This window comes from Streptomyces sp. NPDC052107 (assembly GCF_040680215.1).
Classification (GTDB): domain Bacteria; phylum Actinomycetota; class Actinomycetes; order Streptomycetales; family Streptomycetaceae; genus Streptomyces.
Window position 1 is genome coordinate 16,492 of the sequence record NZ_JBFAWG010000010.1, and the last position, 23,549, is coordinate 40,040.

A 23,549-nucleotide genomic window follows, 5' to 3' on the forward strand; every position below is an offset into this window, starting at 1 on the left:
CGGCAACGGCCACGCAACCTGGCGCCGTCAGGATCCTTTCATGACGGCGTCGCATCCTCCCCGGTCCGAGCCCCGCGTCCACCTCGACAGCACGGCGCACCTCATGGACAGCATCAGCAGCCAGCTCGCCGGCCGACTCCGGCTGGTCTCCCCGCTCGGCCACCGCCGCACGGCCCCGCCCCCCCTCGTCCTGGTCGCCCACGGCAGCCGTGACCCGCGCGCGCTGGAGACCGTACGGACGCTTGGGGACCGGGTGCGCGAACTGCGCCCCGCCCTCCCCGTCCACCTCGGCCACATCGAGCTGAACGCCCCCCTGCTGCCGGACGCCCTCGCCACGCTCGGCGACACCCCCGCCGTCCTGGTCCCGCTGCTCCTCTCCCGCGGCTACCACGTCAAACAGGACATCCCCGAGATGGCCGCCACCGCCTCGGCCCCCACCCGCCTGGCCGCCCCGCTCGGCCCGCACCCGCTCCTGGTGGAGACCCTCCTCGACCGCCTGGTCGAGGCCGGCTGGCCCACGGCCATGGACCCGCCCGCTCGCCGTGCGAGCGCGGTCGTCCTGGCCGCCGCCGGTTCCCGCGACCCCGACTCGACCACCGACACCCGCCGCACGGCCCGCCTGCTCGCGGATCGGCTGGGGGTGCCGGTCGTCCCGGCCTACGCCTCGGCGGCAACGCCGACCGTCCCGACGGCGGTACGGGCACTGGCGGCGCGCGGCCGGCACCGGGTGGCGATCGCCTCCTGCTTCACGGCTCCGGGACGTTTCGCGACGCAGTGCGCAAAGGCGGCACCGTGGATGGCGTCGGCCCCGCTGGGCGCTCACCCGGCAATGGCGCGCCTGATCCTGCACCGGTACGACCAGGCACGGGTGACGAGGCAGGCGGAACTGGCTTCAGCTTGAAAGAAACAGCGGGGCACGCATCCGCACCCGCCGAACGACACACCCCGGCAGACGATTGGGCGCACCGCCAACACCCTTTTGTCACTGCCGACGCTTACTGTCGAATCATGGAAGGCACACCCAACGGAACCTACGACCCGACCTCAGCGGAGCGTTGGGCCCCCGAGCCGGACAAACGCCCCGGCCGCACCGCCTTCCAACGTGACCGCGCCCGCATCCTCCACTCCGCCGCGCTGCGGCGCCTCGCCGGTAAAACCCAGGTGGTCACCCCGGGCACCCGCAGCCAGGAATGGGACGCCAGCCCCCGAACAAGGCTCACCCACTCCCTGGAATGCGCCCAGGTGGGCCGGGAGCTGGGCGCGGCCCTCGGCTGTGACCCCGACCTGGTGGAGGCCGCCTGCCTGGCCCACGACCTCGGCCACCCACCCTTCGGCCACAACGGCGAACAGGCCCTGAACGCCTTCGCCGACGACTGCGGCGGCTTCGAGGGCAACGCCCAGTCCCTCAGGCTCCTCACCCGCATCGAGCCCAAACGATTCACCGAGGACCGCTCCGTCGGCCTCAACCTCACCCGCGCCACCCTCGACGCCGCCACCAAGTACCCCTGGCCGCGCGGCGCCCACCCCACCGACCCGGCGTCGAAGAAGTTCGGGGTCTACGAGGACGACCGCCCGGTCTTCGACTGGGTCAGAGCGCACGCCCCCGGCACCCGCACCTGCTTCGAGGCCCAGGTCATGGACTGGGCGGACGACGTGGCGTACTCGGTGCACGACGTCGAGGACGGCCTGCACGCCGGCCACATCGACCCCAACTGCCTGCACGCCGAACCCGAGCGGCAGGCGGTGTTCGAGGTAGCCATCGGCCGGTACGTCCCCGCCGACACCGACCCGGCCGAGCTCTCCGCCGCCCTCGACCGGCTCCAGGACGAGGAGTGGTGGCCGCACGGCTACGACGGCACCGCGGTCGCCCAGGCCCGCCTGAAGGACGCCACCAGCCAGCTCATCGGCCGGTTCTGCCTGGCCGCCGAGGGCGCCACCCGCGCCGCGTACGGCACCGGCCGGCTCACCCGGTACGACGCCGAGCTCGTCGTACCCCGCGAGGCCCGCATGGAGTGCGCGGTGCTCAAGGCGGTCGCGGACCGGTATGTGATGCAGCGCGCCGAGCAGGAGCGGCTGCGCGCGGACCAGCGGGTCGTCGTGGCGGAACTGGCGGAGGCGCTCACCGCCCGCGCGCCGGACGGGCTGGATCCCCAGTTTCGGGCACTGTTCGACGGGGCAGGCGACGACCACGCACGCAAGCGGGTGATCGTCGACCAGATCGCCTCCCTCACCGACGCCTCCGCGCGCTCGCTGCACGCGAGACTTACGGGGCATATGTGAGAGGAACATGACCGTCCGTGGCCTGATCGGGTCACTCCCTCTTCCCGCATCACGTCGCGTGCGGGACGCTCGCATGTGGCGGCACCCTTACGAGGAGGCATCAAGTGGTCGACGCGGATCAGACATTCGTCATCGTCGGGGGCGGACTCGCCGGCGCGAAGGCGGCCGAGACGCTCCGGGCGGAGGGCTTCACCGGCCGGGTGATACTGATCAGTGACGAGCGCGACCACCCCTACGAGCGGCCGCCGCTGTCCAAGGGGTATCTGCTCGGCAAGGAGGAGCGCGACAGCGTCTTCGTGCACGAACCGGCCTGGTACGCGCAGAACGACATCGAGCTGCACCTCGGCCAGTTCGTGGACCGCGTCGACCGCGGCGCGAAGACGGTCCGCTTCGGCGACGACGGCACCCTCGTCCGCTACGACAAGCTGCTGCTGGTCACCGGCGCCGAGCCCCGCCGCCTGGACATCCCGGGCACCGACCTGGCGGGCGTGCACCATCTGCGCCGGCTCGCGCACGCCGAGCGGCTCAAGGGCGTGCTGAGCTCGCTCGGCCGGGACAACGGCCACATCGTGATCGCGGGCGCCGGCTGGATCGGCCTGGAGGTCGCGGCGGCGGCCCGCGAGTACGGCGCGGAGGTCACGGTGATCGAACCGGCGCCGACCCCGCTGCACGGGGTCCTCGGCCCCGAGCTGGGCGGCGTCTTCGCGGAGCTGCACCGCGAGCACGGCGTCCGCTTCCACTTCGGGCGGCAGCTCACCGAGATCGTCGGCCAGGACGGCATGGTCCTCGCGGCCCGCACCGACGACGGCGAGGAGCACCCGGCGCACGACGTCCTCGCCGCGATCGGGGCGGCGCCCCGGGTCGGCCTCGCGGAGGCGGCGGGCCTGGAGATCGCCGACCGGGCGCACGGCGGCGGCATCGTCGTCGACGAGCGGCTGCGCACGTCCGACCCGGACATCTACGCGGCCGGTGACGTGGCGAACTTCCCCCTCGCCCTGTTCGACACCCGGGTGCGGGTCGAGCACTGGGCGAACGCGCTGAACGGCGGCCCGGCGGCGGCCCGCGCGATGCTGGGTCAGGACGTGACGTACGACCGTGTGCCGTACTTCTTCACCGACCAGTACGACCTGGGCATGGAGTACAGCGGCTGGGCGCCGGCCGGGTCGTACGACCAGGTGGTGATCCGGGGCGACGCCGGAAAGCGGGAGTTCATCGCCTTCTGGGTGAAGGAGGGACGGGTGCTGGCCGGGATGAACGTGAACGTGTGGGATGTCACAGAGCAGATCCAGAAGCTGATCCGCTCCAGGGCCCAGGTGGACACGGAGGCCCTGGCCGACCCGCACGTACCGCTGGACAGCCTCACTTCCTGAGGACCGGGACTGTCACAGCGCCCCCGTAGAATTCACGCGTGGCAGGACGGATCAACGACGAGGACGTGAAGGCGGTACGGGACGCGGTCCCGATCGACGCCGTGGTCTCCGAGTACCTCCAGCTGCGGGGCGCGGGCGGCGGCAACCTCAAGGGCCTGTGCCCGTTCCACGACGAGAAGTCGCCGTCCTTCCAGGTCAGCCCGAGCAAGGGACTCTTCCACTGCTTCGGCTGCCAGGAGGGCGGCGACACCATCACCTTCGTGATGAAGGTGGACCACCTCTCCTTCTCGGAGGCGGTGGAGCGGCTCGCCGCCCAGGCCGGCATCACGCTGCGTTACGAGGAGGGCGGGTACAACCCGGCCCACCAGCGCGGCGAGCGCATCCGCCTGGTCGAGGCACACAAGATCGCCGCGCAGTGGTACGCCGAGCAGCTCGCCACCAGCCCCGAGGCCGAGACCGGCCGGATCTTCCTCGCCGAGCGCGGCTTCGACCAGGCCGCCGCCGTCCACTTCGGCGTCGGCTACAGCCCCCAGGGCTGGGACCACCTCACCCGCTACCTGCGCGGCAAGGGCTTCACCGACAAGGAACTGATCCTCTCCGGGCTGTCCCAGGAGGGCCGTCGCGGCCCCATCGACCGCTTCCGGGGCCGTCTGATGTGGCCCATCCGGGACATCGGCGGCGAGGTCGTCGGCTTCGGCGCCCGCAAGCTGTACGAGGCGGACAACGGCCCGAAGTACCTGAACACGCCCGACACGGCGATCTACAAGAAGAGCCAGGTGCTGTACGGCATCGACCTGGCGAAGAAGGAGATCGCCAAGGCCAGCCGCGCGGTGGTGGTCGAGGGCTACACCGACGTCATGGCCTGCCACCTCGCCGGAGTGACGACCGCGATCGCGACCTGCGGTACGGCCTTCGGCGGCGAGCACATCAAGATCCTCCGCCGCCTGCTGATGGACAACGGCAGCGCACGCGTGATCTTCACCTTCGACGGCGACGCGGCCGGCCAGAAGGCCGCCCTGCGCGCCTTCGAGGACGACCAGAAGTTCGCCGCCGAGACCTACATCGCCATCGCGCCCGACGGCATGGACCCGTGCGAGCTGCGCCTGGCCAAGGGCGACGAGGCGGTGGCGGACCTGGCCGAACCGCGGACCCCCCTCTTCGAGTTCGCGCTCCGCCAGATCGTGAGCCGCTACGACCTGGACACCCCGGCCGGCCGCGCGGCGGCGCTGGACGAGGCAGCGCCGATCGTCGCCCGCATCAAGAACAGCGGCGCCCAGCACGAGGTCGCCGTCGAACTGGCCGGCATGCTCGGCATCCTCGACACCCAGTTCGTGGTCCGGCGCGTGGCCCAGCTGGCCCGCTGGGCCCGGGAGGGCAAGGGCACGCAGCAGCAGGGGCGTTCCCGCCCGGCCGACCAGCAGTGGGCGGCGGCACCGCGCCCGGCGAGCAGCGGCCCCGCCCTCACCCTGCGCAACCCCGTCTACGCCGCAGAACGCGAACTGCTCAAACTCGCCCTCCAGCGCCCCGAGCTGGTCTCCCCGGCCTTCGACGCCTACGGCGTGGACGAGTTCACCGCGCCGCCGTACGCGGCCGTGCGCCAGGCGATCGCGGAGGCGGGCGGCGCCGAGTACGGCGTAGCCGACCCGCAGGAATACCTGGTCAGGGTCCGGGAAGCCGCCCCGGACGACACCGTCCGCGCGATGGTCACCGAGCTGGCCGTCGAGCCGATCCTGCGCCGCACGGTCGACGAGACCTACGCCGGCACGGTCCTGGTCCAGATCCGCCGCCGCGCCGTCGAGCGCCGCATCCACGACATCCAGTCCCAGCTGACCCGCCTCGCCACCGGCGGCGACCCCGCCCGGCTGGCCGCCGTACAGAACGAGATGTGGGTGCTGCAGCAGTACGACCAGGCGTTGCGGGAGCGCGGGGCGGTGGCGCTCTAGCCGGCCTCGGGCGGGAAGGCCGGGGTCACGGCGCGCACCAAGCGGTCCACGAACTCCCCCTCGCGGTCGGCGAATTGGGGATACTCGGTGACGAAGTGGTGCCACTCGACATGGTGGGCCGCCTCTGCGAGGTCCGCCAGGGGGACCGGCTTCTCCATGGCGGGGTTGGGCCACTCGCCGGACTCCCTGAGCACCTGCTGCAGCAGCTCGTGGGAGAGCGGATGGCGCTCGGCGAGGAGGGCGGCGTCGTACAGGTCCTTGCCCTGCGGGTAGAGGTCGGTGATCAGCCACATGAGCTTCCAGGCGAGCGACAGCCCCGGCGTCGCGGCGAGCAGCACCGCGCCGCCCGGCAGCCCCACCGGCTCGGGTGCCTCCGGCAGCCGCTCGTTGAAGACGAAGTCCAGCTGCACATGCCCGCCGGGCAGGCCGGGAGCCGACCAGGGCAGGACCATGCGGCGGCCGGGGACGCGCTCGTAGGTCCAGATGTCCTCCACGGCCGCGTCGCGCGCCGAGAAGCGGATCTCACCCCCGCCGGCCTGCGCGGCCTCCGCGATCCCCCCGATCATCCGGTCCGTGCGCGCCTCCTCGATCCCCCAGTCCGCCGGTACGACGACGAAGTCCAGGTCACCGGGCTCGCGGGCCGCCTCCCCGAACCACAGCGACATCAGCAGGCTGCCGCGCAGCACCAGCGCGTCCGCCCACTCCGAGTCGGCGATCGCGGCCAGGACCAGGTGCAGTGCCTGCCGCCGGGCCGTACGCCAGGCCTCGCCGCGTACCGGGTCGGTGAAGACGGGGTCGGTGGCGCGGTAGGCGTTCTGGTACTGCTTGAGGGCCGGTTCGAAGACGGGGCGCTGGGTCATGTCGTCGCCCGGTATCCAGGTCAGTGTCCGGGGCACATCCCAGGTCGGCCGTTCCCGCTCTGTCCCGCTCATCTCCGCACCCCCTGAACCATCGGCTCCTCGATCCACCCGTCGTCCACCGACTCGTCACTGTCGTACAGCACGAACTCCCGTTCCACGCCCAGCACTTCGAGCCCGTCCAGCTCCGCGAGCAGCAGCCGCAGCGCCGCTTCGGCCTCCGCGTCGCGGACGCCCCGGCAGCGCTGCGTCACGAACCGCTCGTGCCGTCCGCCCTCGCGTACCCGGCGAGCGTTCCACGACAGGTGCGCGCCGTGCGGGACGACCCGGTCGGTCAGCTCGGCGAGGTCCGTGCCGGCGTCCAGCAGGAGCTTCACATGGTGCTCGAAATAGTGCGCGCCCCCGCACGGCCCCTGCGGCACCTCCGGCGCCCACGGCACCGACTCCGTCTTCACCCGGACCGGCGTGAAACCCGCCGACCGCAGCGCCGCCACCGTCCGTTCCGCCCGGGCCGACTGCTCGGCGTACGAGGCCGAACCGGCCAGGGTCAGCATCGGCTGGTCCCGCATCCGGCCGCGGGCCAGCACGATGTGCGTCAGCTTCAGCCCGGCCGCGTCCGCCCAGCCGCGCAGCCGCTCCGTCTCGGCGGGGTCGGCGCAGCGGACGGTGACATGGCTTTCGTACAGAAGTCCGGACACCCGGGGATCCTCCCAGATCAAGGCGGGACACGGCCCCCGGTTTTCCTGCGCCGATCACCATCCGGTCACGGACCGGACGCAAAAAGTCACCGCAAGCCCCTCGTGGCGGGGATGTGTCGTACCCCACACTGGGTCCGGTGCCCGAGTCCTCGGAGCGCAGGCCGTCGACTCTCCGCTCCCGAAGTACCGCTGCCGCACAACCTTCAGCAGCGATCATCCTGGAGGTCGCCCCCGTGCAGACCCAGACCCTCACCCAGACCGACAGCGCCACCAGTGCCACCAGTACCACCGGCACGACCGCGGACGAGCCGGACGCAGAGCTGGACGTCCTCGTGGCCGTGCCCCCGCAGAGCCGCCCCACCCTGCACCCGGAGGCGGTGCCCGCCGAGCCGACGGAACCACCGGCGGAAGCGCTCGTGGACGAGCCCGAGGAGGACGACGAACCGCTGGAGGCCGCCGAGCCCGTCGAGCCACCGGTCGCGGCCCGGGCCGACACCAGCGGCCCCTCGGCCGACCTGTTCCGCCAGTACCTGCGCGAGATCGGCCGCATCCCGCTGCTCACCGCCGCCGAGGAGGTCGAACTCGCCCGCCGCGTCGAGGCCGGCCTGTTCGCCGAGGAGAAGCTGATCAACACCCCCGATCTGGACAGCCAGTTGGCCCTGGATCTGGACCGGCTGGTGGTGCTGGGCCGGATGGCCAAGCGGCGGCTGATCGAGGCCAATCTGCGGCTCGTGGTCTCCGTCGCCAAGCGGTACGTCGGGCGCGGGCTGACCATGCTCGACCTGGTCCAGGAGGGCAACCTCGGGCTGATCCGGGCGGTGGAGAAGTTCGACTACGCCCGCGGCTACAAGTTCTCGACGTACGCCACCTGGTGGATCCGCCAGGCCATGTCCCGGGCCCTCGCCGACCAGGCCCGCACCATCCGCGTCCCGGTGCACGTGGTGGAGCTGATCAACCGGGTCATCCGGGTGCAGCGCCGCATGCTCCAGGAGCGGGGCTACGAGCCGACGCCCGAAGAGGTCGCCGCGCACCTCGACCTGCCGCCCGAGCGGGTCTCCGAGGTGCTGCGCCTGGCCCAGGAACCGGTCTCGCTGCACGCCCCGGTCGGCGAGGAGGACGACGTGGCCCTCGGCGACCTGATCGAGGACGGCGACGCGGCGAGCCCGGTGGAATCGGCGGCGTTCCTGCTGCTCCGGGAGCACCTGGAGGCCGTGCTGTCCACCCTCGGCGAACGCGAGCGCAAGGTCGTTCAGCTTCGCTACGGCCTCATCGACGGCCGCCCCCGCACGCTGGAGGAGATAGGCCGGCTGTTCGGGGTGACCCGGGAGCGGATACGGCAGATCGAGTCCAAGACCCTCAACAAGCTCCGGGATCACGCATTCGCGGATCAGCTGAGGGGTTACCTGGACTGAAAGGGGGCCGCCGGACTGCGGCCCCCGTGCCTAGTCCACCTCGGCCACAGCCTGCGCGAACTGGGCCTTGTACAGCCGGGCATACGCACCGTCGGCGGCCAACAGCTCCGCGTGCGCGCCCTGTTCCACGATCGACCCGTTCTCCATGACGAGAATCGTGTCCGCGTCCCGGATCGTCGACAGCCGGTGCGCGATCACGAACGACGTCCGTCCCGCCGCCAGCTTGGCCATCGCCTTCTGGATCAGCACCTCAGTCCGGGTGTCGACCGAGCTCGTCGCCTCGTCCAGCACCAGGATCGTCGGGTCGGACAGGAACGCCCGCGCGATGGTGATGAGCTGCTTCTCACCCGCGCTGACGCCGGTGCCCTCGTCGTCGATCACGGTGTCGTACCCGTCGGGGAGGGTGCGGATGAACCGGTCGGCGTGCGCCGCCCGTGCCGCCTCCTCGATCTCCCCGCGGGTGACCTCCCTGGACGCCCCGTACGCGATGTTCTCCGCGATCGTGCCGCCGAACAGCCAGGTGTCCTGCAGCACCATGCCGATGCCGGACCGGAGTTCGTCCCGGGACATCTTCCGGATGTCGACCCCGTCGAGGGTGATCCGGCCGCCCGACACGTCGTAGAACCGCATCAGCAGGTTGACCAGCGTCGTCTTGCCCGCGCCGGTCGGACCGACGATCGCCACCGTGTGCCCGGGCTCCACCGTGAGCGAGAGGTCCTCGATCAGCGGCTTCTCCGGGTCGTACCGGAAGGACACGTGCTCCAGCCGCACCCGGCCGCGCAGCTGAGCCGGCCGCTCGCCCGGCACCGGATCCGCCTCCTGCTCCTCCGCGTCCAGGAGTTCGAAGATCCGCTCGGCCGAGGCGACACCGGACTGCACCAGGTTCGCCATCGACGCGACCTGCGTCAGCGGCATCGAGAACTGCCGCGAGTACTGGATGAAGGCCTGGACGTCACCGATGGACAGGGCACCCGAAGCGACACGGAGGCCACCGACCACCGCCACCAGGACGTAGTTCAGGTTCGACACGAACATCATCAGCGGTTGCATGACGCCGCTGTTGAACTGCGCCTTGAACGCGGCCTCGTACAGCGCCTCGTTCTGCTCGGCGAACTGCTGCGCCGACTCCTGCTGCCGGCCGAACACCTTCACCAGGGTGTGCCCGGTGTACATCTCCTCGACGTGCGCGTTCAGCTTGCCGGTGGAGCGCCACTGCTGCACGAAGTGCGGCTGCGAGCGCTTGCCGACCCGGGTGGCCACCAGGAACGACAGCGGCACGGTGACCAGGGCGACCAGCGCCAGGATCCAGGAGACGTAGAACATCATCACCAGCACGCCGATGATGGTCAGCAGCGAGTTGATCAGCTGGCCCATCGACTGCTGGAGCGTCTGCCCGATGTTGTCGATGTCGTTGGTCGCGCGGGAGAGCACCTCGCCGCGCTGGCGCTTGTCGAAGTACGACAGCGGCAGCCGCGACAGCTTCATCTGCACGGACTCGCGCATCCGGTACATCGTGCGGTTCACGGCCCGGTTGACCAGCCGCGTCGCCACCGCCATCAGCAGACCGGCGACCATGAACGTACAGAGCGCGAGCAGCAGGACGTTCCCGACGGCGCCGAAGTCGATGCCCTTGCCGGGAGTGAAGTCGGTGCTCTTCAGCATGTCCGCGATGGAGCCCTGGCCATGGGCCCGCATCCGGTCGAGGACCTGCTCCTTGGTGGCCCCGGCCGGCATCTGCCGGCCGATGATGCCGGAGAAGACCAGGTCGGTGGCCCGGCCGAGGATCTTGGGGCCGATCACGCTGAGGGTCACGCTGACGACCACGCACAGCAGCAGGCCGTAGATCGTGAGCCGTTCCGGTCTGAACAGGGAGACGAGCCGTTTGCCCGACCCCTTGAAGTCCATCGAGCGCTGGTCGGGGCCGCCCCCGGCCATCATGCGTCCCATGGGCCCGGCCATCAGGCAGCCTCCGCTTCCGTCAGCTGGGAGAGCACGATCTCCCGGTAGGTCTCGTTGCCCGCCATCAGCTCGTGGTGCCGGCCGGAGCCGACGACCCGGCCCTCGTCCAGCACGATGATCCGGTCCGCCTCCCGGATGGTCGCCACCCGCTGGGCGACGATGACGACGGTCGCCTCGGCGGTCTCGCGGGCGAGCGCGGTGCGCAGGGCCGCGTCGGTGGCGTAGTCGAGCGCGGAGAAGGAGTCGTCGAAGAGGTAGATCTCCGGCCGCTGGACCAGGGTGCGGGCGATGGCGAGCCGCTGGCGCTGGCCGCCGGAGACGTTCGTACCGCCCTGCGCGATCGGCGCGTCCAGGCCGCCCTCCAGCTTGCTCACGAAGTCCTTGGCCTGCGCCACCTGAAGCGCGTGCCACAGCTCCTCGTCGGTGGCGTCCGGGTTGCCGTAGCGCAGGTTGGTGGCGACCGTCCCCGCGAACAGGTACGGCTTCTGCGGCACCAGTCCGACCGTCCGCGCGAGCAGCCTCGGGTCGACCTCCTGGACGTCCACGCCGTCGACCAGCACTTCGCCCTCGGTGGCGTCGAACAGCCGCGGGACCAGCCCGAGCAGCGTCGACTTCCCGCTGCCGGTGGAGCCGATCACGGCCGTCACCTCCCCGGGCCGGGCCACCAGGTCGATGGACTTCAGCACCGGCTCCTCGGCACCCGGATAGCGGAAGCCCGCGCCCCGGATCTCCAGGTGGCCGTGCCGGCGCAGCTCGGTGACCGGCGCGAGGGGCGGCACCACGCTGGAGTCGGTCCCGAGGACCTCGTCGATGCGCTCGGCGCACACCTCCGCGCGCGGCACCATCATGAACATGAAGGTCGCCATCATCACGGACATGACGATCTGCATCAGATAGGCGAGGAAGGCGGTCAGGTCACCGATCTGCATCCCGCCGCTGTCGATGCGGTGCGCGCCGAACCACACCACCGCGATCGACGACAGGTTCACCACCGTCATGACCATCGGGAACATCAGCGCGAGCATCCGGCCGGTGGCCAGCTGCATCTCGGTGAGATCGCCGTTGGCCTTCCCGAACCGGCCCTGCTCGTACTCGTCGCGCACGAAGGCGCGGATCACCCGGTTGCCGGTGATCTGCTCGCGCAGCACCCGGTTCACTGTGTCCAGGCGGACCTGCATCGACCGGAACAGCGGGCGCAGCCGGCGCACGATGAGCGTCACGCAGATCGCCAGCACCGGCACGACGGCGACCAGCACCCCGGACAGCGGCACGTCCAGGCCGAGCGCCAGCACGATGCCGCCCACGCACATGATGGGCGCCGACACCATCAGCGTGAACGTCATCAGGGCCAGCATCTGGACCTGCTGTACGTCGTTCGTCGTACGCGTGATGAGCGAGGGCGCCCCGAAGTGACCCACCTCGCGCGCGGAGAAGGACTGCACCCGGTCGAAGACGGCACCGCGCACGTCCCGGCCGAGCGCGGAGGCGGTCCGCGCACCGAAGTACACGGCACCGATGTTGCAGACGACCTGCGCGAGCGAGATGCCGATCATCAGGGCGCCGAAGGACAGGATGTAGTCCGTGTCCCCCTTCACGACACCGTTGTCGATGATGTGCGCGTTCAGTGTGGGCAGGTAGAGGGTGGCGCAGGTCTGCAGGAACTGCAGCAGCACCAGTAGGGCGATGGGTTTCCTGTAGGGCCTGAGATAGGTCCGCAGAAGTCGTATGAGCACGTTGCGTCTCTCGCAGTCGGCGGGTGGGGGCTGGTCGGTTGCCCTTGGCCCCTATCGTCGGACACTCCACCCGCGTTACCTCAACCGATTAACGCCTCGGACCGGCCTCTTGAGCTAAGAGCGGAACGCCCCCGGGTGGGTCTGCTCCCGCACCGCCGTGAACTGCTGGCGCACCGCCTGCCCCACGGGCAGCTCGTCGCCCGGCTCCAGCACCTGCGCCGCCGCGCCCTGCCAGACAGGCGGGGTACGCGGATCGAGCGCGCCCTGCGACACACCTAGCGCCCAGGCCGCCTGCCGGGCCGCGCCGATCGCCGCGTAGTCCGCGGGCTGCGGTACGACGACCTGCGCGCCGAACAGCGAGGGCGCCGAGGCCTGCACGGCGGGCAGCTCGGCGGCCTGGCCGAGCAGGAAGATCCGCCGCACGTCCACGCCCCGCCCGCGCAGCACGTCCAGCGCGTCGCCGAGCCCGCACAGCATGCCCTCGAACGCGGCCCGCGCCAGATGCTCGGGCTTCATCGACTCGCGCCTGAGGCCCGCGATCGTCCCGGCGGTGTGCGGCAGATTCGGCGTCCGCTCACCCTCCAGATAGGGGAGCAGGACGAGTCCGTGCGCGCCCGGCGTGGACTTCATCGCCAGCTCGGACAGGCTCTCCAGGTCCGGCAGCCCGAGGAGTTCGGCGGTCCCGCGCAGGGTCCGTACGGCGTTCAGGGTGGTCACGACCGGCAGATGCATGCCGGTGGCGTCGGCGAGCGAGGTGATCATCCCGGACTGGTCGGCGAGGGCCTCGGGGTGCACGGCCATCACGGAGCCCGAGGCACCGAGGGACACGACGGCATCCCCCAGCCCGATACCGAGCCCGAACGCGGCGGCCATGGTCTCCCCGGTCCCGGCGGAGATCAGCAGCCCCTCCGGGGTCGTACCGGCCGCGTCCGACGGGCCGATCACCTCCGGCAGCATCGCCTGATGGCCGAGCGCCAGCTCGACCAGCTCGGGCCGGTAGGCGCCGGTGGCAGCCGACCAGTACCCGGTCCCGGACGCCCCACCGCGATCGGTGGTCCTGCGCACCGGCCGGCCGAGCAACTGCCAGACCAGCCAGTCGTGCGCCTGGAGCAGTACGGCCGTGCGGCGGGCGTTCTCGGGCTCGCTCTTGGCGAGCCAGCGCAGCTTGGTGACCGGCTGCGCGGCAACCGGTACGCACCCGACGGCCTGCGCCCAGGCCTCCCGGCCGCCGAGCGCGTCGACGAGATCCGCCGCCGCGACCTGCGCCCGCTTGTCCGCGCCGACCAGCGCCGGGCGCACGGTGTTGCCCTGGGCGTCCAGCGGGACCAGCGCGTTCTGCTGGGCCGACACGCCGATGGCCTGCACGCCCTCCAGGAGGCCGCCGCCGGCCGCCTCTCCGAGCGAGAGCAGCCAGGCCTGCGGGTCCACGTCGCTGGGCCGGCCCTCCACTGGATGCGGGGCGTACCCCTGCCGCAGCACGGCACCGGTGTCCGTGTCGCAGACCACGATGCGTGTGAAGTCCGGTGAGCTGTCCAAGCCGGCGACTATCCCCATGCCCTGAATTTTGCAGCATTCCTGTGGATGCGGTGGCCCAGGGCGCCCAAGGGCGTGGGGATGCGTGCACGCCTACGTGTTGCTGGTGCCCCAGTCGTCCTCAGGCGTGCCGTTCAGGTTCCGCTCCCGAAGGGAACGCACCCGCTGGGCCACCGTCTCCGGGACCCGGTCGCCGACCCTGTCGCTGACCGTGTGGAAGGCCTTGCCGGCGTACTGGCGGCCCTGCTGGGCGGCGGTCTCGGCCGTGTTGCGGACGGCCGGGTTCTGCGCGATCCGCCGAGCGGACTTCTTCAGCTGCTCGTAGCGCTCGCGTCCGGCCCTCGTGCCGAGCACGTAACCGAGGGCCAGTCCGGCGACGAACGTGAGCCGGTAGCGCATGGCTGCCACCCTTCCCTTGCCTAGGTCTGCGGTGCGACGTGGGCGCAGGGGCGAACCGATTGGCGGACCACCCCCCTGCTTGCGCTAATGTATGTGTCGCAGCGAGCGAGCGCCCCCTGGCGAATACCCGGGGAGGTACGTTCGATGCAAACGAGGCGATCCTCCGTAGCTCAATTGGCAGAGCAGCCGGCTGTTAACCGGCAGGTTACTGGTTCGAGTCCAGTCGGGGGAGCTTCGGTCCTCCGTAGCTCAATTGGCAGAGCAGCCGGCTGTTAACCGGCAGGTTACTGGTTCGAGTCCAGTCGGGGGAGCGCGATGAACGAGGACCCCTTGGGGGTCCTTTTTCATGCCCGGGGGAACCGCCGTGCCTGCGTCGAGGTCCTCAAGGTCATGAGCAGCGCAGAAGCCGACCATCCTGAAGCAGGAGATCGTATGAGCGGCTATGCTGCGGCAGACGGCGCGCACACTTGTACGCGACACGCCGCTATGGGGCGGTAGCTCAGCCGGTTAGAGCAGCGGACTCATAATCCGTCGGCCGTGGGTTCGAGTCCCACCCGCCCCACCATGCAGGCTTCTGACCTGCAGAAACGTCTCAGCAGGGGTGCGGATTCAGGATTTTGGGCGAACGGACTGAATCCGCTGCTCCTGACTTCGACGGCGGTTGGGGCTGCGGAGGTTCACGATGCGTTGACCTGGGCGGATGCGTGGGTTCATGGTCGAGGGGAGCCGTAATCGTCGAACCGTACGGGCCTGGACGCACAAGTTGGGACGCTGATGGGACGCAGGGAATGGGAAGAGTCGTCTGTGGACCCACTTGCACCGCCCTCCGACCCTGACGGGCGGGGTCGACGGGTGGCTTGGCAGGAGAGCGAGTCGCCTTGATCGCTGGGGGCTGCGGCCGTCGGGGACGGGGGAAATCGGCCCGTACTGAAAATGGCCCGAGGAATCCCCCGTATACAAGGGGGTAGCTCACAGACCGTGGCTGCTCTGAAACTGCGAGTGTAGGTGGGACAGGACTGGGGCGGGGGTGCCCCCATGCTCCTGCCACTTGTGAGGGGCGTAGCGGCCGGGTGTTCTTCGTGCCAGTCAACGCGTCCGGGGGGAACGGGAGTGTTCTGTCTGCAGCAGCCGTGCGTTCATTGCGGATAGCGAGGAGTCCTGGAACGAGGAGTCCCGGAAGGGCGACGAGCCTGGTGCGGCCAGCTGCCCGTGCGGGGGTGAGGAGTCGAGGCCGCGATCGCGTCCTCGCTCGGCGACGACGGGTCGGTCCGCTGGGTGACCGTAGGCCTGCGGTGCATCAGGGGCGGATTCTGTGGGGTCTATGCCGACTGGAAGATCGACTACAGCCCCACTCATCATTCTGACCATGGTCTAGGTCTGCCAGACGACGGCCCGGACAGGCTGAGGCTCGTAGAAGGCCCCGTTCCGGAGCATCGCGAAGAGCACGTCGGCTCGTCGTCTCGCGAGGCAGAGGAGGGCTTGAGCGTGGTGTTTGCCCTGGGCGGGAGAACAACCGCGTAACCATGCTCGCAGCACAGGTCGACGGCATCATCGGCGTCGACACCCACCGCGACACCCTCGCCGCTGCGGCCGTCAGCCCCATCGGTGCGGTCCTGTCCAGCACTGATGCCCCGGCAAACGCTCGGGGTTACCGCCGCCTGCTCGACTTCGCCCGCCAGCAGATCGCCGGCCGCCGCTGCTGGGCGCTCGAGGGTATCGGCAGCTACGGTGCCGGCCTGGCCCCCTTCCTCGACCAGGCTGGCGAGCGTGCCGTGGAGGTCTGCCGCCCCAAGCAGCCCGCTGTCCCGTGGCGGCCGCAAGACCGACATGGTCGACGCCATCCGTGGCCGCCAAGGAAGCACTCTCCGCCGAGCACCTGATCCAGCCCCGGCTCCGCGGCGAACGGGAGGCTCTCCGTGTCCTGCTCGCTACCCGCCACGGCGCGGTTCTCGCCTCCACCGCCGCGATCAACCAGCTCAAAGCCCTGATCGTGTCCGCACCCGACGACCTCCGCGCGCCAAGCTGCGGAAACTCAAGTGCCCGGCCCAGGCCACGCGTTGCGCCCAACTATGCGACCGCCCGGCACGCGGCATTGTGACCAGGATTACCAGTTGGCACTAGGCGGCCTTCATGAACTGCGTGGATGCCAAGTTCCAGTAACCGGCATTGCCTTTGCATTGCCTTTGCATTACCCAGACATGATCTCTCCTTGAACCCACCACCATAGAGTCGGAGACCGCGCCTGCGAACGGGGGTTCATCGATGGGCGACGGCAAGGTCCCCGGCAAGGTCCTGGACATCAAGACCGCGGACATCAAGGCGGCGGCACCTGCCTTCCACCAAGGGGCCATCGATCTGAGCAAGGCGCTGACCACCCTCATCCAGACCCTCGACGGTCTGGGCGAGCCCTGGGGCCACGACGAGCAGGGCGACAAGTTCGGCAACGCCTACAAGCCGCAGCAAAAGAAGATCGAGAGCGCGGCGGGCGTTCTGGTGCTCGGGCTGACGAGCATTCACGAGGCCATGGTGGACATGGCGGACGGGCACGTGGACAACGACCAGCTCATCGCCGGCATGTTCACGGAAGTGAAGACCGGCAAGCAGAGCGACGGTGCCGGTGAGCGTTGAGGACAAAGCCCGGCACATCCTTCTCAAGCTGGGCATGTGGTGGCCGGAGGCCGACTCCGGCAAGCTGCGGGACGCGGCGAAGGCCTGGCGTACGTTCGCGGGGGCTGTCGACGACGTCCGCTCTCCCGTGCACCGCAGCGCATCGTCGATCATCCACCACAACACCGGTGAGTCGATCGAGGCGTTCAGCAAGTTCTGGGGCCGCTATGCCAAGGACCAGGACGGCGGCTGGCTGAAGGACCTGGCGGACTCGGCGCGCGAAATGGCCAAGGCGCTCGACAAGTTCGCCGACGCCATCGACGACGCCATCAACAAGCTCTGGACGCAGATCGGCATCGACGCCGCCGTGATCGCGGGCGGCGTGACGCTCGCCTTCTTCACCGCGGGCCTCGCCTCCGGGGCCGCCGTCGCAGCGGCGGACGCTGTTATCGAGTTCGGCGCCACGATGGGTGTCGCGGTCTCCACGACGGTGGCCGAGATCGCCGCCGGTACCCTCGTCGCCGCCGCGTTCGGCGGGGTCGAGTCAGTCACCGTGAACCTCGCCGTGGCCCAGCCGCTGAAGATGGCGACGGGTCTGCAGCACGGCTTCAGCCTGGACGAGGTCAACCAGGCCGCCAAGGACGGCATGATCTTCGGCGGTGCGCTGGGAGCGGGCAGCGGTTTGCTGAAGGCGAGCATGGAAGGCGGCCTCAGCGGCAGCACCCCGTCGCTGCTGCGCCCGCCATCGCTCCGCCCCGACCTGGTCGAGCTGGGCCCGGCGGCCCGCAATGCCGAGCGCACCCCGTGTGTGGGCGAGCCGATCGACGTGGCGACCGGCGCGATGCTGATGACGCAGACGGACCTGACGCTGCCGGGAAGTCTCCCGCTGGAGTTCACGCGCACCCACCTGTCCTCGTACCGGGGCGGGGTCTGTTTCGGCCCTACCTGGATATCCACCCTGGACGAGTGCCTCCAGATCGACGGGGAGGGCGTCGTCTTCGCGGCGTCGGACGGCATGCGCCTGGTGTACCCGGTGCCCGAACCGGGCGTGCCGACCATGCCGGTGAAGGGCGCCCGGTGGCCCCTGGAGTGGGACGGCAAGCCGGACAGCGCCATGACGGTCACGGACCCGGCAACGGGCGTGACCCGCACCTTCGCCGCCCCGGTCCCGTCCCCGACCTTCGGCGTCTTCCACCTGGCGCTGGAGTCCTGGAGCGACCGCAACGGCATGCGCATCGACGTCGAACGCGACGACGACGGCGTCCCCTTCGGCCTGCGCCACTCCGGCGGCTACTACGTGGCCGTCGACACCCAGGGCCCGCGCATCACCGCCCTGCGCCTGCTCGACGAGCCACCCTCCCGCTACGGCCCGCAGGGCACGCAGGGCGAGGGCACGGTCGTCATGCGCTACGACTACGACCATGCCGGCAACCTCACCGAGGTCATCAACTCCAGCGGTGAGCCACTGCGTTTCGCCTATGACGGCGAAGGCCGCGTCACCGGCTGGACCGACCGAAACGGCACCTGGTTCTCCTACGTCTACGACGAGCGCGGCCGCGTGGTCCGCACCGAGGGCGTCGACGGCATCCTGTCCGGGACGCTGACGTACGACGACACGGCACGAACGACGACATACACGGACTCCCTGGGCCGCGTCTCGGTACACCGCTACAACGCCGAGGGCCAGGTCGAGGAGGAGACGGATCCGCTGGGGCACGTCACCCGCACCCTCTGGGACGAGTACGGCGCCCGGCCCGTCGCCGTCACCGACCCCCTGGGACGCACGACCCGGTACGCCTACGACGCCTCAGGCAATCTGACGGAACTCACCCTGCCGGACGGCTCGGTCGCGCGGGCCGCGTGCAACGCGTTCGGGCAGCCGACGGAGGTCGTCGAGCCGGGCGGGGCCGTCTGGCGGCACACCTACGACGAGCGGGGCAACCTCCTCACGAGCGTCGACCCTACGGGGGCCGAGACCCGGTACACGCACGACGAGGCGGGCCGCCCGACAGCGATCACCGACGCCCTCTGCCACACCCGCACCATCGCGTACGACCCTGCCGGCCTGCCCGTCGCGACGACCGACGAGCTGGGCCACACCACGACGATCCGCCGGGACTCCTTCGGCCGGATCGTCGAGGTGACCGATCCGCTGGGCCACTCCACCCGCCTGGGCTGGACCACCGAGGGCAAACCGGCGTGGCGTCAACACCCGGACGGCACTCGCGAGTCATGGGCCTGGGACGCGGAAGGCAACCTCCTCGGCCACACCGACGCCGCCGGCAACACGACCCATCACACTCCGGGCCCCTTCGACGTCCCCGCCACCCGGACGGACCCGGATGGCGCCCGTTACCAGTTCGCCTACGACACCGAGCTCCGCCTGACCGGTGTCACCAACCCACAGGGGAGCACCTGGTCGTACACCTACGACGAGGCGGGCCGGCTGACTGCGGAGACAGATTTCAACGGCCGCACGCTGACGTACGTCCATGACGTGGCCGGGCAGTTGGCCTCCCGGACCAACGGCGTCGGGGAGACACTGCACCTCACGCGGGATGCAGTGGGTCGGGTGGTGGAGCAGCGATCCGAGGCGGGCGCCGTCACGACGTTCGCATACGGTCCCGACGGCGCTCTCGCGCACGCGGCCAACGCCGACGCCGAGGTCGTACTGCAGCGGGACTGCCTGGGCCGCGTGCTGTCGGAGACGGTGAACGGCCGCACGACCACGCATGCCTACGACGCTCTCGGCCGCCGTGTCAGCCGGGTGACGCCGTCCGGGCTGGCCTCGGAGTGGACGTACGACCCGGTGGGCCGCCCGCTCATCCTGCGCTCGCCCGTGGGCGAACTGCACTTCGCTCACGATCCCGCGGGCCGCGAGACGGAGCGCCGCCTCGGTACGGAGGTGAGGCTGACCCAGAGCTGGAGCCCGCGGAACCTCCTCACCGGTCAGAGCCTGACCTCCGGCCCGGAGGCGGACGATGCGGACCGCCTTCTCCAGCACCGCACCTACACACACCGCGCCGACGGCTACTTCACCGAGATCCGCGAGCTGACCTCGGGCACCCGGCGCTTCGACCTCGACGGCATGGGACGCGTCACCGGAGTGCGCGCCCACGGTTGGACCGAGACCTACGCTTACGACGCGGCGGGCAATCTGGTGGACGCCTCCGCGCCCGCCCACGACACGCCCGGCGAGCGAGAGTTCGACGGCACCCTCGTCCGCTCGGCGGGCGCAACCGCGTATGAGCACGACGCGCAGGGACGCCTGATCCGCAGAACCCGCAGGCTCCTGAACGGCCAGAGCCGTACGTGGACCTACGTCTGGAACGCCGAGGACCGTCTGGCGGAGGTGGTCACTCCGGACGGTGACCGCTGGCGCTACGCCTACGACCCGCTGGGCCGGCGCATCTCCAAGCACCGGGTGGCCGTGGACGGCTCGGAGCACGACCGCACGGAGTTCAGCTGGGATGACACCCTCCTGGCCGAGCAGACCGCACCGGGCGGCCGGGTGCTGACCTGGGACTACAAGCCGGGCACCCCTCGCCCGGTGGCCCAGACCGACCACGAGCCGTCGGCCACGCGGTCGAACGCGTCGTTCCTGGCGCGCCTGGCCGATGAGACGAACCCTGAGCGCACCGCTCGCTTCCACGCCGTGGTCACGGACCCCGTCGGTACGCCCATGGAACTGGTGTCCGCGTCCGGAGAGCTGCTCTGGCAGCGCCGCACCACCCTGTGGGGCACGTACTTCCCGGTCCCGGACGACGGCGCCGGGCCCGTCGACTGCCCGTTGCGCTTCCCAGGGCAGTACGCCGACGACGAGACAGGGCTTCACTACAACCTGCACCGCTACTACGACCCCGGGACAGCCCGGTACATCAGCGCGGACCCGCTGGGGCTGGAGCCGGCGGATCATCACCACGGCTATGTACGCACTCCGCTGACCTGGATCGATCCCCTCGGTCTTTCCCCCTGCAACTATGGCACCGACGACTTGTACCAGGCGGCCGCCACCATCAAGAAGGGCCAGTTGTCACCGGCCGGCAGGGCTTTGCAGAAACACGGTGACCCAAGCCCTGGCAATCTGGCCAAGCGGGGTCAAGCTCATGTCGATATGTACAATTTCGGCAAGGTCACCAATAGTGAGCGGACCGAGATCGCCAATGAGATGATCCAGGACATACTCACCGACCCGAACGTGGTCGAGAAAGTCAACACCTCGGCGTCGGCCCAATACGGCGGCATCACCCGGGACTTCAGGGTTCCCGGAGGCTGGGGCGCCCGATGGAGTTGGCGTGGGGGTCAACTCACTTTCGAAGGGTTCCTGTGATGGCGTGGCAGCACGAGGCCGAACCGGCCTACCGGGCAGAGGACTTCGTCGCAGATGGAGCACTGCGGGACGTCTGCGTCCTCGACACCACGATCGACGACTGGCGGCGCATGTTCGACGGGCTGCGCTCGGTCCCGGGACACCATGTGCTTACCTGGACGCTCTCCGACACGACGGAGAGCGATGCCTTGGACGCCTCTGCCGTATGGTCCCGACTCGAGCAGGATTCGGAGGAATCGGCGAGCCTGGCCATCGACGTCGACGGTGTGTGGTTCACCTGCTACTTCTTCGACATCGAAGAGATCGAGTTCACCTTCGATCCTTCCGACGTAGTCGACAAGGCGACCTTCGCACCCGTTCGCGCCTTCGTGACCTGGCTGGGAACGGCGACGGGCCGGGAAGTCATCGTGACAATGGAAGGCACCGACCACGCTGCCATGCCTGCCCTGATCCGGTGGCGGCCGTGATGTTCGTCAAAGCTGGCTGGGCTCCCGAGCTGCACGGCTTCCGTCTGGATTGCGGGCGCCCGTCTCGACGAGCTGCCACAGTGGCGTGACGGTCTTGCTCCCGGGGGCGCGGTCCTTCGCGTACGATCCGGCACGCCGGATCCAGACCTTGGGAAAGGGCTGCACACCGTGATCACTGTGCAGTTCACCGTACGGCCTGGCCAGGGCGACGCCAGCGGTTTCGATCTGGGCGACATGGCCGTCACCGGGGACTTCGGTACGGCCGACTCGGCCGGCCACGTCCCCGATCAGGGCATGATGATCTACCTTTCGGTCGTCCAGCTGCTGGACGGCCTGGGCGACTTTCTCCGGGGCAACACGCGCGTGCTCACCTTCACCGGTGCCGACACCTCGTTCGGCTTTGTCGTTCGACGAACCAAGAACGGTCTGTCGGTCGTCGGCAAGAACGGCGTCGTCGCTCGGACGACGGCTCCAGAGCTCGTCTCCGCCGTGCTGAACGCTGCGGAGGTCCTTGGCCGCGGCCTCCCTCCGGAAGACCCCGTCACACCCGACTGGAAAGCTACCCTCGCCACGTTCCGTCCCCTCGTACCCGGCGGAAAAGGATGAGGGCCCGAAGGCGGGAGGACGAACCGCATGACCAGCCGGGCCGCCATTTTCGGCACCTCTCTTCAGTTACGTAGCTGCCACAGAACGTCGTTACCTTCTCGTCGCTGCCGGTTGGAAAGGGAATCCGCTGCGGACGGCTTCGAGACCCGATCCTGAGCTGGCGCGATCGCCCGAAAGTCCTGCGTACCCCGTCCAAACGGGACGGTGTCGGGACGTAGTCGGGACACAAGGACAGGAACAGACCGACAAAGACGGATGGGCGGCGACATGGTGCACCGCTTATGACCAGCAAAAACGTCACGGATAGACGTTGATCGGCAAGGGCCGCCAAGATCCTCAAAGGACTCATAATCCGTCGGCCGTGGGTTCGAGTCCCACCCGCCCCACCAGGCACCGCAGATGCAGAAGCGTTTCTACTTGCAGAAACGTATGAAGGAGGGCCGCCATGCCAGCCTGGCGGCCCCCGTTCACCCGCTCAGACCAAGGTCCAGGGGACACGCAGGGGACATGGCGCGGGCGACATGCGAGTCATAGGCGAAATTGGCCGTATCGCCTGACTGGTGTTGTGGAGGCAAGGCGTTGAGCGAGGTCTCGTCTCTGTGCTGCCTCTTTCTTGCGCCGGGGCGCCGCAGCTCTTCGAGTATCGGCTCCCACAGCGGGGCCGGTGCCCCTCGAAGGGGGGCGCCGAGTTCTTCGGACCGTGTCAGTAGTGGTACCGAGCCTGAACGATGATCAACTCGTCGTCGGTCGGCTTGTACACGAGCCGGTGTGTGTCGTCGATTCTCCGGGACCAGTAGCCCGACAGGTCCCCCTTCAGGGGCTCCGGCTTGCCGATGCCCTTGAAGGGGTCGCGCGTGGTGTCGTCGATCAGCGTGTTGATGCGCTTGACCATCTTGCGGTCGTTCTCGGCCCAGTAGGTGTAGTCCTCCCAGGCGTGCGACGTGAACGAGATCTTCACGCACGCTCCGCGTGGGGGTCGATCAGCTCACGATGCCGGGCCTCGCCGGCCTCGGCCTCGGCGATGGAGTCGAGCAGGCGACGGGCGTTCTTGGGGGAGCGCAGGAGGTGCACGGTCTCCGTCCAGGAGCTGAAGTCCTCTTCGGACATCAGGACGGCGTTTCCCTTGCGGGAGGTGATGTGAACCGGAGCGTGATCCTCGTTGACCTGCTCGATCAGCGGGAACAGGTTCTGGCGCGCCTCGCTGGCGGTGATGGACATGCTTCTCGCCTCCTCTCTCGACTTGTACAAGATATAGTACGAGTCTTATGGTGTCCACTGATCGCCAGTCGATGATGAAGGGGTCGCAGCCGACGTTTCACGGCTATGCCGAGTGCGGCGCCGAACCCGGGGTGTGC

18 protein-coding genes and 3 tRNA genes are annotated in these 23,549 nt (G+C 69.7%); 13 read left to right on the plus strand and 8 right to left on the minus strand.

Annotated elements, in window-relative coordinates:
• The first annotated feature begins 40 nt into the window (after positions 1–40).
• From AB0M27_RS13555 to dnaG, 4 genes are all read left to right on the plus strand, one after another.
• Positions 41–901 carry a sirohydrochlorin chelatase gene (locus AB0M27_RS13555; RefSeq protein ID WP_365721129.1) on the plus strand — a complete coding sequence of 287 codons (861 nt, stop codon included), beginning with the start codon at positions 41–43 and terminating at the stop codon, positions 899–901.
• Between the two features lie 107 nt (positions 902–1,008).
• On the plus strand, positions 1,009–2,280 hold the full coding sequence (locus AB0M27_RS13560) for a deoxyguanosinetriphosphate triphosphohydrolase (protein WP_365721131.1): 1,272 nt from the start codon (positions 1,009–1,011) through the stop codon (positions 2,278–2,280).
• A 104-nt stretch (positions 2,281–2,384) separates the two neighbouring features.
• Positions 2,385–3,650: an FAD-dependent oxidoreductase gene (locus tag AB0M27_RS13565; RefSeq protein ID WP_365721133.1), complete on the plus strand. Its 1,266-nt coding sequence runs from the start codon at positions 2,385–2,387 to the stop codon at positions 3,648–3,650.
• Between the two features lie 38 nt (positions 3,651–3,688).
• On the plus strand, positions 3,689–5,593 hold the full coding sequence (dnaG, locus tag AB0M27_RS13570) for a DNA primase (protein WP_365721135.1): 1,905 nt from the start codon (positions 3,689–3,691) through the stop codon (positions 5,591–5,593).
• On the opposite strand, the gene AB0M27_RS13575 is transcribed toward dnaG, so the two are convergent.
• Both AB0M27_RS13575 and AB0M27_RS13580 read right to left on the minus strand, forming a co-directional pair.
• On the minus strand, positions 5,590–6,525 hold the full coding sequence (locus AB0M27_RS13575) for a nucleotidyl transferase AbiEii/AbiGii toxin family protein (RefSeq protein WP_365721137.1): 936 nt from the start codon (positions 6,523–6,525) through the stop codon (positions 5,590–5,592). The genes dnaG and AB0M27_RS13575 overlap by 4 nt on opposite strands.
• Positions 6,522–7,148 carry a hypothetical protein gene (locus AB0M27_RS13580; protein WP_365721139.1) on the minus strand — a complete coding sequence of 209 codons (627 nt, stop codon included), beginning with the start codon at positions 7,146–7,148 and terminating at the stop codon, positions 6,522–6,524. The genes AB0M27_RS13575 and AB0M27_RS13580 overlap by 4 nt, the downstream gene beginning before the upstream one ends.
• A 113-nt stretch (positions 7,149–7,261) precedes the next feature.
• Here AB0M27_RS13580 and AB0M27_RS13585 point away from each other — a divergent pair, with 113 nt between their 5' ends.
• Complete coding sequence (locus AB0M27_RS13585) at positions 7,262–8,560, plus strand: RNA polymerase sigma factor (RefSeq protein ID WP_365721141.1); 1,299 nt, start codon at positions 7,262–7,264, stop codon at positions 8,558–8,560.
• A 30-nt stretch (positions 8,561–8,590) separates the two neighbouring features.
• Here AB0M27_RS13585 and AB0M27_RS13590 read toward each other — a convergent pair whose 3' ends face one another.
• The 4 genes from AB0M27_RS13590 to AB0M27_RS13605 form a co-directional block, all read right to left on the minus strand.
• Positions 8,591–10,519, minus strand: coding sequence for an ABC transporter ATP-binding protein (locus AB0M27_RS13590; RefSeq protein WP_365721143.1), 1,929 nt, complete (start codon positions 10,517–10,519; stop codon positions 8,591–8,593).
• Positions 10,519–12,252 carry an ABC transporter ATP-binding protein gene (locus tag AB0M27_RS13595; protein WP_365721145.1) on the minus strand — a complete coding sequence of 578 codons (1,734 nt, stop codon included), beginning with the start codon at positions 12,250–12,252 and terminating at the stop codon, positions 10,519–10,521. Before AB0M27_RS13595 ends, AB0M27_RS13590 begins: the two co-directional genes overlap by 1 nt.
• 114 nt (positions 12,253–12,366) lie before the next feature.
• The gene (locus tag AB0M27_RS13600; RefSeq protein ID WP_365721147.1) at positions 12,367–13,806 is read right to left on the minus strand and encodes an FGGY family carbohydrate kinase; all 1,440 of its coding nucleotides are present in this window, start codon (positions 13,804–13,806) and stop codon (positions 12,367–12,369) included.
• 72 nt (positions 13,807–13,878) lie between these two features.
• Positions 13,879–14,184 (minus strand): YtxH domain-containing protein, encoded by a 306-nt coding sequence (locus AB0M27_RS13605; protein ID WP_351798025.1) that lies wholly within the window; start codon positions 14,182–14,184, stop codon positions 13,879–13,881.
• A 159-nt stretch (positions 14,185–14,343) separates the two neighbouring features.
• On the opposite strand from AB0M27_RS13605, the gene AB0M27_RS13610 reads away from it, so the two are divergent.
• From AB0M27_RS13610 to AB0M27_RS13645, 8 genes are all read left to right on the plus strand, one after another.
• Positions 14,344–14,416: transfer RNA gene (locus AB0M27_RS13610), tRNA-Asn, on the plus strand.
• A gap of 6 nt (positions 14,417–14,422) precedes the next feature.
• Positions 14,423–14,495: transfer RNA gene (locus AB0M27_RS13615), tRNA-Asn, on the plus strand.
• Between the two features lie 177 nt (positions 14,496–14,672).
• Positions 14,673–14,749: transfer RNA gene (locus AB0M27_RS13620), tRNA-Ile, on the plus strand.
• Positions 14,750–15,707: 958 nt separating this feature from the next.
• Positions 15,708–16,064, plus strand: a complete 357-nt coding sequence (locus AB0M27_RS13625; RefSeq protein ID WP_365721150.1) for a hypothetical protein — start codon at positions 15,708–15,710, stop codon at positions 16,062–16,064.
• A gap of 382 nt (positions 16,065–16,446) precedes the next feature.
• A complete protein-coding gene (locus tag AB0M27_RS13630) occupies positions 16,447–16,812 on the plus strand; it encodes a hypothetical protein (protein WP_365721152.1) in 366 nt (121 codons plus the stop codon).
• Positions 16,802–21,121: a DUF6531 domain-containing protein gene (locus AB0M27_RS13635; protein WP_365721154.1), complete on the plus strand. Its 4,320-nt coding sequence runs from the start codon at positions 16,802–16,804 to the stop codon at positions 21,119–21,121. Before AB0M27_RS13630 ends, AB0M27_RS13635 begins: the two co-directional genes overlap by 11 nt.
• Positions 21,121–21,588: a hypothetical protein gene (locus AB0M27_RS13640; RefSeq protein WP_365721156.1), complete on the plus strand. Its 468-nt coding sequence runs from the start codon at positions 21,121–21,123 to the stop codon at positions 21,586–21,588. The genes AB0M27_RS13635 and AB0M27_RS13640 overlap by 1 nt, the downstream gene beginning before the upstream one ends.
• A 168-nt stretch (positions 21,589–21,756) precedes the next feature.
• Positions 21,757–22,194 (plus strand): hypothetical protein, encoded by a 438-nt coding sequence (locus AB0M27_RS13645; protein ID WP_365721158.1) that lies wholly within the window; start codon positions 21,757–21,759, stop codon positions 22,192–22,194.
• A gap of 703 nt (positions 22,195–22,897) precedes the next feature.
• Here the strand turns inward: AB0M27_RS13645 and AB0M27_RS13650 are convergent.
• Together AB0M27_RS13650 and AB0M27_RS13655 are read right to left on the minus strand one after the other, a co-directional pair.
• On the minus strand, positions 22,898–23,152 hold the full coding sequence (locus AB0M27_RS13650; protein WP_365721160.1) for a Txe/YoeB family addiction module toxin: 255 nt from the start codon (positions 23,150–23,152) through the stop codon (positions 22,898–22,900).
• Positions 23,149–23,412 (minus strand): type II toxin-antitoxin system prevent-host-death family antitoxin, encoded by a 264-nt coding sequence (locus tag AB0M27_RS13655; protein WP_365721162.1) that lies wholly within the window; start codon positions 23,410–23,412, stop codon positions 23,149–23,151. Before AB0M27_RS13655 ends, AB0M27_RS13650 begins: the two co-directional genes overlap by 4 nt.
• Positions 23,413–23,549: the final 137 nt, after the last annotated feature.